This window comes from Novosphingobium sp. (assembly GCF_024642085.1).
GTDB lineage: Bacteria > Pseudomonadota > Alphaproteobacteria > Sphingomonadales > Sphingomonadaceae > Novosphingobium.
Genome location: NZ_JAHEBV010000002.1, coordinates 90,917 through 103,896, shown reverse-complemented (window position 1 = coordinate 103,896; position 12,980 = coordinate 90,917). Strand labels below are relative to the sequence as shown.

General features: G+C 63.2%; 14 protein-coding genes. 5 read left to right on the top strand and 9 right to left on the bottom strand.

Translation table 11 applies throughout. From position 1 onward, the window contains the following. The first annotated feature begins 30 nt into the window (after positions 1-30). Positions 31-1,770: a long-chain fatty acid--CoA ligase gene (locus Q0L62_RS01445; RefSeq protein WP_296675550.1), complete on the top strand. Its 1,740-nt coding sequence runs from the start codon at positions 31-33 to the stop codon at positions 1,768-1,770. 4 nt (positions 1,771-1,774) lie between these two features. Here the strand turns inward: Q0L62_RS01445 and Q0L62_RS01440 are convergent, their stop codons facing one another. From Q0L62_RS01440 to Q0L62_RS01425, 4 genes are all read right to left on the bottom strand, one after another. Next, on the bottom strand, positions 1,775-3,583 hold the full coding sequence (locus Q0L62_RS01440) for a hypothetical protein (protein WP_296675370.1): 1,809 nt from the start codon (positions 3,581-3,583) through the stop codon (positions 1,775-1,777). 94 nt (positions 3,584-3,677) lie between these two features. After that, positions 3,678-4,205, bottom strand: coding sequence for a hypothetical protein (locus Q0L62_RS01435; RefSeq protein WP_296675368.1), 528 nt, complete (start codon positions 4,203-4,205; stop codon positions 3,678-3,680). A 64-nt stretch (positions 4,206-4,269) separates the two neighbouring features. Beyond that, positions 4,270-5,250, bottom strand: a complete 981-nt coding sequence (gene thiS / locus Q0L62_RS01430) for a sulfur carrier protein ThiS (protein WP_296675365.1) — start codon at positions 5,248-5,250, stop codon at positions 4,270-4,272. A 51-nt stretch (positions 5,251-5,301) separates the two neighbouring features. Continuing rightward, entirely contained in the window at positions 5,302-5,682 is a 381-nt protein-coding gene (locus tag Q0L62_RS01425; protein WP_296675363.1) for a MerC domain-containing protein, read from the bottom strand. A 104-nt stretch (positions 5,683-5,786) separates the two neighbouring features. Here Q0L62_RS01425 and Q0L62_RS01420 point away from each other — a divergent pair, with 104 nt between their 5' ends. The 4 genes from Q0L62_RS01420 to rpsI all read left to right on the top strand — a co-directional run bounded on the left by Q0L62_RS01420 (position 5,787) and on the right by rpsI (position 8,829). Next, positions 5,787-6,845 (top strand): COX15/CtaA family protein, encoded by a 1,059-nt coding sequence (locus tag Q0L62_RS01420; RefSeq protein WP_296675360.1) that lies wholly within the window; start codon positions 5,787-5,789, stop codon positions 6,843-6,845. A gap of 110 nt (positions 6,846-6,955) precedes the next feature. Beyond that, on the top strand, positions 6,956-7,690 hold the full coding sequence (locus tag Q0L62_RS01415) for a hypothetical protein (protein WP_296675358.1): 735 nt from the start codon (positions 6,956-6,958) through the stop codon (positions 7,688-7,690). 165 nt (positions 7,691-7,855) lie between these two features. Next, positions 7,856-8,335, top strand: coding sequence for a 50S ribosomal protein L13 (gene rplM / locus Q0L62_RS01410; RefSeq protein WP_296675355.1), 480 nt, complete (start codon positions 7,856-7,858; stop codon positions 8,333-8,335). Beyond that, entirely contained in the window at positions 8,335-8,829 is a 495-nt protein-coding gene (rpsI, locus tag Q0L62_RS01405) for a 30S ribosomal protein S9 (RefSeq protein ID WP_296675353.1), read from the top strand. The genes rplM and rpsI overlap by 1 nt, the downstream gene beginning before the upstream one ends. A 64-nt stretch (positions 8,830-8,893) precedes the next feature. Here rpsI and Q0L62_RS01400 read toward each other — a convergent pair whose 3' ends face one another. The 5 genes from Q0L62_RS01400 to Q0L62_RS01380 are packed head-to-tail and all read right to left on the bottom strand — an operon-like array spanning position 8,894 to position 12,970. Further along, the gene (locus Q0L62_RS01400) at positions 8,894-9,706 is read right to left on the bottom strand and encodes a metallophosphoesterase (protein ID WP_296675350.1); all 813 of its coding nucleotides are present in this window, start codon (positions 9,704-9,706) and stop codon (positions 8,894-8,896) included. After that, positions 9,703-10,554 carry a diacylglycerol kinase family protein gene (locus Q0L62_RS01395; protein WP_296675348.1) on the bottom strand — a complete coding sequence of 284 codons (852 nt, stop codon included), beginning with the start codon at positions 10,552-10,554 and terminating at the stop codon, positions 9,703-9,705. Before Q0L62_RS01395 ends, Q0L62_RS01400 begins: the two co-directional genes overlap by 4 nt. Before the next feature lie 38 nt (positions 10,555-10,592). Beyond that, positions 10,593-10,859 (bottom strand): hypothetical protein, encoded by a 267-nt coding sequence (locus tag Q0L62_RS01390; RefSeq protein ID WP_296675345.1) that lies wholly within the window; start codon positions 10,857-10,859, stop codon positions 10,593-10,595. Between the two features lie 49 nt (positions 10,860-10,908). After that, the gene (locus tag Q0L62_RS01385) at positions 10,909-11,655 is read right to left on the bottom strand and encodes a LytTR family DNA-binding domain-containing protein (RefSeq protein ID WP_296675342.1); all 747 of its coding nucleotides are present in this window, start codon (positions 11,653-11,655) and stop codon (positions 10,909-10,911) included. Next, positions 11,648-12,970, bottom strand: a complete 1,323-nt coding sequence (locus tag Q0L62_RS01380; RefSeq protein ID WP_296675339.1) for a sensor histidine kinase — start codon at positions 12,968-12,970, stop codon at positions 11,648-11,650. Before Q0L62_RS01380 ends, Q0L62_RS01385 begins: the two co-directional genes overlap by 8 nt. Positions 12,971-12,980 lie beyond the last annotated feature (10 nt).

Genomic DNA, 12,980 nt, shown 5'->3' with positions numbered 1-12,980 from the left:
CTGGTCGATTTGCTGTTCAGCCGGGCCGATATGCGCGGTGACGCGCCGTTCCTGTGGGCCAAGCGCGGCGGAACCTGGCAATCGCAAAGCTGGGCAGAAACCGTGCGCCAGATCTGCAAACTGGCCGAAGCGCTGCGTGCAATGGGCCTGAATTCCGGCGACCGGGTGCTGCTCGTATCGGAAAACCGGCCCGAATGGCTCATTGCCGATTTCGCGATCATGGCTGCGGGCTGCGTCAGCGTGCCGGCCTATGTCACCAATACCGAGCGCGATCATTTGCATGTACTGGACAATTCGGGCGCCCGGGCGGTGATTGTCGCCAACGACAAGCTGGCCAAACCCTTGCTGAGTGCAGTGCTGCGCTCCAGCCGGGCCGAACATGTCATTGGCATAGAGCCGCTGCGCATGGCCCAGACCGGCAGCTTTGAATATCACGATTGGCAAAACCTGCTGCAAGGCGATGCCGCTGCCAGCCGGGCTGCGGTCGACGCAAGGATTGCCGGGATCGGGCGCGAAGACCTGGCTTGCATCATTTACACCAGCGGAACCGGCGGGGCGCCGCGCGGGGTAATGCAGCATCACGGCGCGGTGCTGTGCAATGTCGATGGCGCGGCACGCATCCTGAACGAGGATTTCGGACTGGACGACGAGGTGTTCCTGTCGTTCCTGCCGCTTAGTCACGCATATGAACATACCGGCGGGCAAATGCTGCCGATCGGGTGCGGGGCGCAAATCTATTATTCCGAAGGCCTTGAGAAACTGGCCAGCAATATCGAGGAAGTGCGCCCGACGATCATGGTGGTCGTGCCCCGCCTGTTCGAAGTGCTGCGCACCCGGATCATGAAACAGGTCGAAAAGCAGGGCAAGCTGGCGAACTACCTGATGGACCGGGCAGTCGGGATCGGAACGCTGAAGGCAAAAGGCCGCAGGCGGTTGCGCGACATGCCGATCGGTCTGGTCATCAGCCGTGCTCTGCGGCCCAAGATTCGCGCCAAGTTCGGCGGCAGGCTGAAAGCAATGGTTTCGGGCGGGGCGCCGCTCAACCCGGATATCGGTGTGTTCTTCGACTCAATGGGACTGACCATGCTGCAAGGCTATGGCCAGACCGAAGCGGGGCCGGTGATCAGCTGTAACCGGCCCAAGGCCGGGCTCAAGATGGATACCGTCGGCCCACCGATGCACGGGGTCGAAATCCGCATTGCCGAAGATGGCGAAATCCTGGTGCGCGGCGAACTGGTGATGCGCGGTTATTGGCAAAACGAGGCCGAAACCGCCAAGGCGCTGCAGGACGGCTGGCTGCACACCGGTGATATCGGCCATATCGACAACAAGGGCCGGATTGTCATCACCGACCGCAAGAAAGACATGATCGTCAACGACAAGGGCGACAATGTCTCGCCGCAGAAGATCGAGGGAATGCTGACCCTGCAGCCCGAAATCGCGCAGGCGATGGTGATCGGTGACAAGCGCCCCTATCTGGTCGGCCTGATCGTGCCCGACGCAGAATGGGCATTGGAATGGGCCCGCGCCAACGATGAAAAGTTCAATCTGCACGCGCTGCAGGATTTGCCTGCCTTCCGCTCAGCCGTGCGCGGGGCGATCGACCGGGTCAACCAGGACCTGTCGGTAATCGAGAAGGTTCGCCAGTTCACTTTCGCCGACGAGGCTTTCGGGATCGAGAACGAGGAAATGACGCCCAGCCTGAAGATCCGGCGGCACAAGCTCAAAGACCGTTACGGCGAGCGACTGGACGCGCTTTACAAAGGCTAGCCGACTAGCGCCGCCCAAGCCAGGCCCGAAGCCGCGACCACAGGGTAGGCGCTGGCACCGGTTCATGATCCGGCTCGGCCGCGTAGGCGGCTTCTTCTTCAAGCCAGTCGATGCCGAACGGCCAGACCGGTCCGAGCTCCGGCGTGCGACTGGCCGGTTCGGTTACCGGATCTTCTGCTGCAAGCCCGGCCGGTTCAGGTTCAGGTGCGGGACTGGACGGGCGCAGTTCCGGCACGTGCGGGGCGAGCAGCGATTCAAGCCTGATCTGCAGGCTGGGTTCCAGAAAGGCAAAGCCGGGCCCGACCGGGGGCTGGCTTGGAAAACGTGGGCGCGGCGCAGCTTCGCCAACCGGATCGGGCAAGCGTGGCAGCAACGGCGCAAGCTGGGCCAGCGGCGGCTCCGGCTCGTCAGGTTCAGGCTCTCCCGGCGGTACGGGCGGATCACCAGGGCCGGCCGTTTCGAACGGCAGGTCGGCAACCGCCGGCTTGGTCTCGGGCAATGGTTCCGGATCTTGCGGCAGTGCGGTTTGCGCCGGCTCAGGCGTGGCGGGCCACTGCTCGGCTGCAGGTACGACCGGATCGGCCGGATCGGCCGGACGGGCTGCTTCGAACGGCAGATCGGCAACTGGCGGCTTGGTCCCGGGCTGGGGTTCCGCCCGGTCAGGCGTCAGCGCAGCCGGCGGCCCTTCCGGGCTTTCCGGTTCGGGCTGTGACGGCGGTTCGAACGACAGGTCGCCGTGCGGCGGTTCAGCATCGCGCGGCGGACCCAGCATGTCGCGGAAGTCCCATGATTGGCCGGGGGCCTTCTTGGTCATCAAGGGACCGTCGACGACCGGAATGATCGTGGTTTCCGGGTCGATGCCGACCGGCGGCTCATCCGCGCTGGCCGCTGCAGGCAGGGCGGGCGGCGGTAGCGCACCTTCGCGGTGGTTGATACCGCGCAGCGATGCGATACGCACTTCCATTTCCTCGGCGCTTTCCTGAAGCACCAGGACCGCGCGCTTTTTGGCCCGCGGGATGCCGGTTACCAGCAGGCTGGAATAGCGCGGGCCGGGTACGCCGCGATCTATCACTTCGTCTTCTTCGGCAGCTTCGGCAGCTTTGCGCGCGTCTTCGGGCATTCCCGCAACCGGCGCGTCAAAATAAGGATAGACCCCGTTGCTGCCGGCCATCACGCATAACGGACGCGGCAGGCCGTCGCGAACGATTCGATCGGATACGGCCTGGTACAGCAGCACCGAAAGCAGGCAGGCGCCCAGTGACCCGGCGCGAATGCCGTCGTCGTCAGGCTCGTCGCTCTCCAGCAAGCGCGCTTCCAGAATGGCCAATGCGCCGTGCAGATCATCGATGCCGCCAAGCGAGAGCGTGCTTTCGGTCGCTTCGCAATCATCGGCCCAGGTACACCCGTGGTAGGAATAGCCATCAAGCAGATCTTCGCGGGCGCTGACCGAAAACGGAAACGAATCGTCGGTGTAATAGCCGGTTTCGATCAGCGGATTGAGCCGGCCATCGGCGTCAGGAACCGGGCTCTCTTCCCCGGGCCAGCCAAATGCGATCGACAATGCGGTGACCGGGCGGCCCGGACGGTCATGGCGGTGCAGCGCATCGGCCAGTCCGTCCCAGCCATAAAGATTGAGGTCGGCCGAAGTAACGGTCAGAAAGCGTTCGGGCAAAATGCCGCCCGGTCCGGCGAAAAGCGCAATCAAGCCGCGCAAGCGTTCAAGCGCAGCGCCGGCCAGATCGTGGCGCAGACGCATTTCGATCGAACGCCGGAACTCTTCTTCGTTCAGTCCATCAAGTGTAATGGTGTTCACACGCGTTTCCCCAGGCGCTGGCTAGGGCGGACCTTCGCGCACAATGGTTTATATGGCGTTACGAACCCGCCAGGGCATCGCAACGAAAGGCGGCTCAAGCCGCTTCCTTCTCCACCCATTCGGGATAGAAACTGGGTTCACGCGCCGACCAGCCCGGAGCGGTGGCGGCCGCTTCGCTGATCGACTGAAGCAGATGCTTGCGCTTGTCGGGGCGGATCTGCGGAAGTGCCGCCGCCGCGCAGAATGCCGAAGGCAGGAACGGGCGCACTTCGGCGCCGAGCAGCCGTTCATAAAGAAAGCGAAACGCCGAGAAACCGTCGATGCGTTCCTGTGCCAGATCGAAAGCGGCGATGCGCACCAGCTTGCCGATATAGGCTTCCAACGCGTCGAATCCGGTGTCTGCCGGGACCTGGCCGCGCAGCGCCTTCAGTTCTTGGTAGACCACGTACTGGCTGCGGATCGAACGGCTTTCCGAATCGTCGCGCGCCCACAGCTTGAACGCGTCCTGCCGCCCCAGCCCGACATCGAGGCTGCGCTTGATGTAGCGCTGCTCGCACGAAGTGAAGCTGGCAAACTCGCGCAGTTCCGAGATGGTCAGCGATGCAGTTCCGATATTGGCCATGGTCTTGCCCCCTTGATGAGAACAAGATCACCCAAGGTAGTTATAAACCCGTTAACCGTGTTGTCTAAATCAGTCCGGCCAGCGGGCTGGATGGATCTGCGTACTTGCGGGTTGCCATCCGGCCCGACAAATAGGCGTCGCGGCCGGCCTCGACCGCCAGCTTCATGGCGCGGGCCATGCGCAGCGGGTCCTTGGCCTCGGCTATTGCCGTGTTCATCAGCACGCCGTCACAGCCCAGTTCCATCGCCACGGCGGCATCGCTGGCGGTGCCAACCCCGGCATCGACCAACACCGGGACAGACGCACCTTCAACGATCAGGCGGATCGTTACCCGGTTCTGGATGCCCAGACCCGATCCGATCGGCGCGCCCAGCGGCATGACAGCAACCGCGCCGGCGCTTTCCAGTTGTTTGGCGGCAATCGGATCGTCAGTACAGTAGACCATCGGGGCAAATCCCTCGCCCGCCAGCACCTCGCATGCCTTCAACGTTTCGCGCATGTCGGGATAAAGCGTTCGGGCCTCACCCAGCACTTCCAGCTTGACCAGATCCCATCCGCCCGCCTCGCGCGCCAGGCGCAGAGTGCGGATCGCATCATCGGCGGTGAAGCAGCCCGCCGTGTTGGGCAGATAAGTGATTTTCATGGGATCGATGAAATCGGTCAGCATTGGCGCGCCGCGATCGCTGACGTTGACCCGGCGCACCGCGACGGTGACGATTTCTGCGCCCGAAGCTTCGAGCGCCGCGGCATTCTGGGCAAAGTCCCTGTACTTGCCGGTGCCGACAATCAGGCGTGACCGAAACGTGCGGCCAGCAACGGTCCAGCTGTCATCATGGTCACCCCCGCCGACGAAGTGGACAATTTCCAGCACGTCACCATCGGTCAGCGCCACAGTCCCAAGGGTTGATCGCGGAACGATCGCTCCATTGCACTCAACTGCGACCTTGGCCGGGTCAAGATCTAGGGACCGGACCAGATCGGCCAGCGAACCAGAAGCGGTGCGGCGCAATTCGCCATTGACGGTCAGTGAAATTGTTTCGGTCATCGCTCCGCAGATAGCGCGGATCGGCCGAGAATCAACGCCGTGTAACCGCGATCAGGCCGCGCAGCTGTTCAGCCGCATATTGCGAAGGTGCGCGGCTGCTAGCAGCACCACCCCGCCAATGGTCAGCACGGCCTCGGCCGTTCCGTGACCGACAAACAGCGCAACGCCCATCAGCGCGATCCCGGCGGCTCCGGCATGCAGCGGAACCGGATCGCCATGGCGAACCACACCCATCACCAAAGTCCCTGCGCCAACGGCAATCGCCAGCGCCAGTCCTACCCGGTGAATCGCAGGATTGAGCAGAAACTCACCCCCCAGTCCCATACCGGCGACAAGCAGCAGACTGGCCAGGCAGTGCACCGCGCAAAGCCCCGACAACAGGACGCCGACCCGGTCAAGCCGGTCGCGAATCGAGAGCATGGCTACACGCATTGCAGGGCCCATGTATGTGACGGTATACCATCATTCAAGCACCAAGGTGCAGGTCGGCGTATTTCCCTTGCGCTTTGCCGCCTGGTTTTGCACTGGCGCTGGCCATGAACGCGGTCCAATCTTCCGCCCGTCCGCTGGCCTTGGCACGCTGGCTGTTCACCGTCGCGGCCTTGGTGGTCCTGATGGTGGCAGTGGGCGGGATCACCCGGCTGACCGAATCGGGTTTGTCGATTACCGAATGGAAACCGGTCAGTGGCGCGCTGCCGCCGCTCAACGAAACGCAGTGGCTGGACGAGTTTGCTGCCTACAAGCGTATTCCTCAATACCGCGAGGTCAATGGTCCGGCCGGGATGACGCTGGCCGAATACAAGTTCATCTTTTTCTGGGAATGGTTCCATCGCCTGCTTGGGCGGATGATCGGGATTGCCTTTGCCTTGCCGCTGGCCTGGTTCTGGGTCAGGCGCGCAATTCCACCGGGCTATCGCTTGCGGCTTGTCGGCCTGCTGGCGTTGGGCGGTCTTCAGGGCGCAGTTGGCTGGTGGATGGTCAAGTCGGGCCTGACCCACGATGTCAAGGTCAGCCATTTCCGCCTCGCCACACATCTCCTGTTGGCCTTGACCACTCTGGGTGCGTTGGTCTGGACCGCGCTCGATTTGCGCGCTGAGGCGCGTGGACGCAGCGCCGCACATGTTACGGCATTTGCAGGGCTGGCTCTGGCCATGGTGCTCCTTCAGCTTGGTTATGGCGCACTGGTGGCCGGGCTTCGCGCCGGGTACGTTGGCGGATCGGGCTGGTTGAACTGGCAGGCCTGGCCGCTGATGCAGGGGCGGTTTGTGCCCGACGGCATCGATCTGTCGCAAGGACTGGGCCATGCCTTGGTGTCGGATCTCTACCTGGTGCACTTCATCCACCGCTGGTGGGCCTGGGCGGTGGTGGCGATCCTGATCGTGCTGGCCCGCAAGGTGAGGTCCATCGATCGGCGGGCGTCCGTGGCTATCCACGCTGCCTTCGGGACACAGGTTCTGCTTGGTATCGCCACGGTTATGAGCGGGATGACACTGTGGCTGGCCGCTCTGCACCAGCTGGTTGGCGCGCTTCTTGTCGCTGCGGTGGTCTGGGGGGTCCACTGTCTGGGCCGAACCGTTGACAGGTCCGCCACCTAAGACAGATACGCAAAGATACGCAGGCCTATGGCGGCGCTAATCGGTTCATGATAGGTGCGCACGGAACGCCCCGCAGTCCATGCGCAGGGGTGAGGGGCGCAATTGTGCAGATGAAGTCACCAACAGGCCGGCCACGGCATGCGGTCTTGCTGGCCGGTCTGGCAGCGCTGGCCCCCGGCTTGTGCGCGGGCGCGCCAAGCGCTTTTGCCAGCGAAACCGGAACGCAGCATTTCAATCCGCCGCGTTCGGCTGTCATCACCCGTACGCTGTGGCGTTTGCTTTCTGACGGCCAAGCGATTGTGGTAACGCGCCGTTATGATGTTCGCTTCGTGCGGGCGCAGGACGGCTTCCGGCTTGAAGGGTCGCTGATCGATACCGCGGTCAATGCGCCGCCCGAACTTGCGGCCCTTGCTGAAATTGAACGCAGCCGCGCCGATCACGCCTTTCCCATCCTGCTTGACCGGGCGGGCAGAATCCAGACGGATGGTACATTGGCAGCACCCGTGTCCCCCGATACCTTGACCGCCCATTCGCTCAAGGTTGTTGAAAAATCCCAGGTTCCGGTAAGCGGCCGGCAGGAAATTTTGCGCCAGCTTGCCGGTCTCACGGCCATGCCGGGACATAGCCCGACACCGGCCGAACTGTTCGATCCGCATGCGGCCAACCATCGCGAAACGCGCACCCTTGCCTTGCCAGGGGGAATGCTGGGCGAGGTTGAACTGTCCACTAAGGTCGAAGCGGCCGCTGGCGCGCGGCTTCCCAGCCGGGTCGAGAAGGTGACCACCACGCGCCTTGCCGGCACGACCAATGTCTCGCGCGAAGTCTGGACCGTGACGCCGCGCTGATGGGTTTGGTCGCAGCGCAATACGGCGCGGTATTATTTTACCTCTTGGCAAACGGGCTGAAAAGCTTGACTTTGCGGGGCATCTGGACGAATGGCCCGCCTTCTCCTGCCCCGTGCAGGGATTCGCAATTCCCAGGGTAACCCCTTTTTACAAGGAAAGCTGGCCATGAAGGCGCTCAGCAAGGTCACCCGGTCGATCAAACCGGCCGAGGTGGAAAAGAACTGGCATCTTATCGATGCCGATGGACTGGTAGTCGGGCGTCTGGCCGTGGTCATCGCCAACCGTCTGCGCGGCAAGCACAAGCCAAGCTTCACCCCTCACGTCGATTGCGGCGATCACGTTGTCGTGATCAATGCTGACAAGGTGCGGCTGACTGGCAACAAGCTCAAGCAGAAGACCTATTACAAGCACACCGGCTATGCGGGCGGGATCAAGGAAGTCACTGCCGACAAGGTGCTGGACGGCCGCTTCCCTGAACGCGTGCTGGAAAAGGCCGTGGAACGCATGATCCCGCGTGGCCCGCTGGGCCGCGCGCAGATGCGTGCGCTTCACCTCTACGCCGGCACCGAGCATCCCCATGGTGGCACCCAGCCCCAGCCGCTCGACGTTGCTGCCATGAACCGCAAGAACAAGGTGGGCGCATAATGTCCGAAACCACTCTCACCGACCTGGCTGACCTCGGCACTGCCGCCGACGTTCCGGCCACTCCGGCTGCTCCTGCCGCCCCGCTGCGCGAACAGCAGATCGATGCCCAGGGCCGTGCCTATGCCACCGGCCGCCGCAAGGACGCGGTAGCCCGTGTCTGGATCAAGCCCGGTTCGGGCAAGATCGTCGTCAATGGCCGCGATCAGGACGTGTATTTTGCCCGTCCAACTCTGCGCCTGGTAATCGACCAGCCGTTTCAGATCGCCGATCGCGCCGGACAGTACGATGTGATCGCTACCGTCAAGGGCGGCGGACTTTCGGGCCAGGCCGGTGCGGTCAAGCACGGCATTGCCCAGGCCTTGTCGAAGTTTGAACCCGCGCTGCGCAGTGCGGTCAAGGCTGCCGGGTTCCTGACCCGCGACAGCCGCGTGGTCGAACGCAAGAAGTACGGCCGGGCCAAGGCGCGCAAGAGCTTCCAGTTCTCGAAGCGCTAAGTTTTTTAGCCTCGGCTATGACGAAAAAGGCGGTCCGCAAGCGGGCCGCCTTTTTTCATGGCCATCATGCTATCGCGGCGGTTTCCCCGGGCAAGGGTCCGCTTGGGACTTCGCCCACCTGGACTTGCGGCGTTGCCAGATGTTCGCGATTGCGCACCGCAACACGCACGTCGCTTCCGGCAAGCTCGATGCGATTGTAGCTGGGCGGCGTCGATCGCAACCGGGTCGACAAGGTGCCGGCACCGATCATTCGAAGATGGCCTTGCGCCGTTTCCTGCACCAGATCGAACGGATCGTGGACATGACCGGTCAGCACCGCGGCGACACCGCGCCGGGCCAGCTCGGCCATGGCGCGGGTTCCCCCTATGGTAAGGTGTTTGCCTTCCGGCGACCGTTCCGGCAGCGGATGATGCGCCGTGACCAGCACCCGCGTTTCTGCTGGCAGCGCATCTATCGCTGCCAGGGTCTGTGCCAGCGCAGGTTCGCGAACCCATCCATCGACCCATGGCCAGCGCCACTGCGCCCGCGTAGTGGTGCGCAAAGGGACTACGGCGAAACCGGGAAAGCCCAGCTCGCGTTCGATCAGCCGCTCGATTGCATGGTAGCGGCGATAGGGGTCGGTAAAACGTTCCCACAGGTTGAAATAGGGCAGGTCGTGATTGCCCACCTCCACCGTCACGGGAACACCCAGATCGCTGATCCAGGCGCAGGCTGCGTCAAACTCGCTGGTGCGGGCGCGCATGGTAAGGTCACCCGTGATCAGCACCGCATCCGGTTTTTCAAGCGCGATCGCATCGCGCACCCATTGCAAGGCACCGCGATCCTCGCGCCCGAAATGCAGATCGCTGATATGAAAAAAAGTAAGGTCCGGGGTCATGCCGCCGGAGCAAGCAGATCAACCGCCAAAGGTGCAAGAGAAAACGTCTCGGCCGCCTTTCCCGTCGCACGTTCTCCGTCGATCATCAGGTCCATCTTCGACCCATCGATAGTCTCGCAGCGGATGGACGCATGCTCGCCCAACTCATCGTGCGGACCTTCGCGAAAGTTGCGGCGCAGCAGGGCAAGGCCCTGCTTCAGATAGTCCGCCACGCCTTCGCTGCCATAACCGTCTACCGCCATGCCGCCGGCTTCGGGCACCAGCCGCACGCCGCCATAGCCATCAGGTTTGCCCAGTTCCGGCTCGCACAGCCGGACCAAACCTCCACTGCTGGTCTGCTTGGCCGCTTCAACAGCAGTCTGGGCCATGGCAACAAGATTGCCTTCGCGCATTTCCTCTCGCACGTCGCTCCACGTTGCACCTGGTCCCGCCAGCAGTTCGCACACCGCCTTGCCGCCGCTGTAGGCTATGGCATGTCGGCGCGTTGCCTGCAGCGATCCGGCCGCCAAGGCGGCAAGGACCGCTTCGGTGGTCACGTCTTCTCCGTGCAAAGACTTGGCCAGCAGATTGGTCGTCCCGCCGGGCAGGACCAGAACCTTGCCGCCCCATCCTTCCACCGCGCAAATGACCGAGTTTAGCGAGCCGTCGCCGGTAAAGACCGCCAAGATCGCCACACCCGCACGATCGAGCGCGGCGGGCGAAATATCCGGTTCGGCCGTTATGTCGACAATCTGGTCCGGGGCGTGACCCGCTTTGGTCAAACCCTCGATCAGACTGTCGCGCGCTGCATCATCGTTGCTGCCGCTTGCCGGATTGACGACAAGCCATAGGCTTTTTGATTGGTCCATGATGCAGCATCAACCGGCGAATGGCCGCGATGTTCCGTTCAGACCCTTTCGGTCAGGATCAACCAAGCGGCAAGCGCGTTGAATGCGGTATAGGCCCCGTAAAACATCGCCCAGATAGTGTGCCCTTGGGCGATCAGCAGCATTGCGCCCAGCAGCATCACAAACTCGACCGCAATCGCAGCGCGGCCACCCATGCTATGGAAAAGGCCGGCCATCGATGTCAGGAGCGGGTGCCCGCTTTCGACAACTGCGCGGTGCAAAACGAAGTTGGCAATGCCAAGCAGAAAGGTCACGATCAAGGGCATGCTGGCCACACCCTAGGGCTAATGCAGCGCTTGGCAATCATCGACGGGATCAGCGGCCGGCCATTGCCTTCGCCTTGGCCAGATAGGTTCGCCCGATGCGCACCGCGCTGCCATCGCCCAGTTCGGCCGACCACACCCCAAGCCCATCGTGACGCAGCCCCGTGATCCGGTCACGGCGCAGAATCGTCGAACGGTGCAGGCGGATGAACTTCTCAGGATCGAGCCGCGCTTCCAGGCCCGATACGGTCTGCAGCATCAGGTAGCTGCGCGGCGGGCCATCCGGCGCCGTAACATGCAACCGCACATAATCGCGTTCGGCATCGATCCGGCTGACATCGGCAGCCGCGATGCGCAGCAGTTCCGAGCGGTGCGGCACCCAGAATTCGGTAAGCCATTCACCCTTGCCCGCAGCGCGGCTGCCGCGGCGGGAGACCGCGCGGGAGACGGCGCGTTCCAGCCGCTCGGGGGTGACGGGTTTAAGCACATAGTCGACCGCGTCGAGATCGAAGGCTTCGACGGCGAACCCGTCATGCGCGGTTACAAAGATGATCGCCGGTGCCACACTTCTAGCTGACAGTGCGCGTGCCACGGCAAGGCCGTCCAGCTCGGGCATGGTCATATCAAGCAGGATCAGGTCGGGGACGTGCTCGTCTATTGCGCGCAGCGCCGCAGCACCATCGTGCGCTGTGCCAACCACATCAAGCGATGCCAGGCTGCGACAAATGTGCAGCATCCTCTCAAGCGCCAAGGGCTCGTCGTCGACCACAAGGGTGCGCAAGGCTGCGGGATCAACCATGCTGTTCCAGCGGCATTCGGATCGTTGCGGTCCAGCCTCCATCTGATGCAGGGCCCGCCGACAACGCGGCCTGATCGCCGTAACGCGCGGCCAGACGATCGCGGACGTTCGCAAGGCCGATGCCAAAACCCTTGTCTGCAATGCTGGGCAGGCCGGGTCCGTTATCGTGCACTTCCAGGACCAGAACGTCGCCATCAGCATGCGCGGCAATGCGGATTGTCACAGGACGGGATACCGGCGCCACGCCATAGCGCACTGCATTTTCAACCAGCGGCTGAAGAATCATGCCGGGAACGCTGGCATGGCGCAGACTGTCCGGAACCGCAATCTGGGCCCGCAACCGGTCGGGAAAGCGGACCGCTTCGATCTCAAGATATAGCTGCTGCTGCGACACTTCATGGCTCAGCGCCTGTTCCGCGCTGGGATCGCCCGCCAGGCTGCGGCGATAGAATCCGGACAGCGACTGGATCATCCGTTCGGCAGCCTGCGCCTTGCCGGTCAGCACCAGCGCCGACAGCGAATTGAGCGTGTTGAACAGAAAATGCGGATTGACCTGATAGCGCAGGCTTCGCAGCTCCGCCGCCTTGGCAGCGCGGCGGTAATTGCCTTCGCGCCGCTCTGCCGCGCGGGCCTGCTCGGCATTGACCAGCGCAAAATATAGCGCCGTCCAGGCCAGTAGCAGAAAATAGCGACCCAGCGCCACGTCGACCAACTGCCGCCAGCGAATGTCGTTTCGCGTTTCGGCATCGATGGTAATGGCCGGATCGCCTTGTTCCTGCTGCGCTATGGTGGGGATAGCAGGCGATGGCGGCGGCACGATTGGCGGAGCGGAGCCGGACTGCACGCTGACGGGATCTTCATCGCGATCAAGCGGATCGACCAGCAGGTTGCCCGCCTCGTCACTGCGAATGCGGAGGCCTTCACGCGCACCAATCTGCGCGGTCGCCTGTTCTTCTACCGAGGCGAACACCCACTGGTTTATCAGCGCCAGCAGCAGCGATGCCGGCAAGGCGACCAGCAACACAGCCATCGATTTTTCCCACAAAGGCCGCGGGTCAAGCAGGCGCAGCAGCGGCCACAGCGCAAGGGTAACGCCCATCGAACAGGCTATGACCAGCGCTCTGCGCCACAGCAGCGCATCGTATAACTCAAGCCCGACCAGCCAGCCGCGCAGCGTGGCGATAAGGAAATAAGCCAGCCACAGCCCCGCCACCGAAACGATGACGACGCGCGCCGGCACGCGCGAAGGGGTAGCCTCATCCTCCATTACCATCTGCACTAGCCTACCGCGCGGCCCCAGGGCCAGTCGCTTCATCGAAGCATCG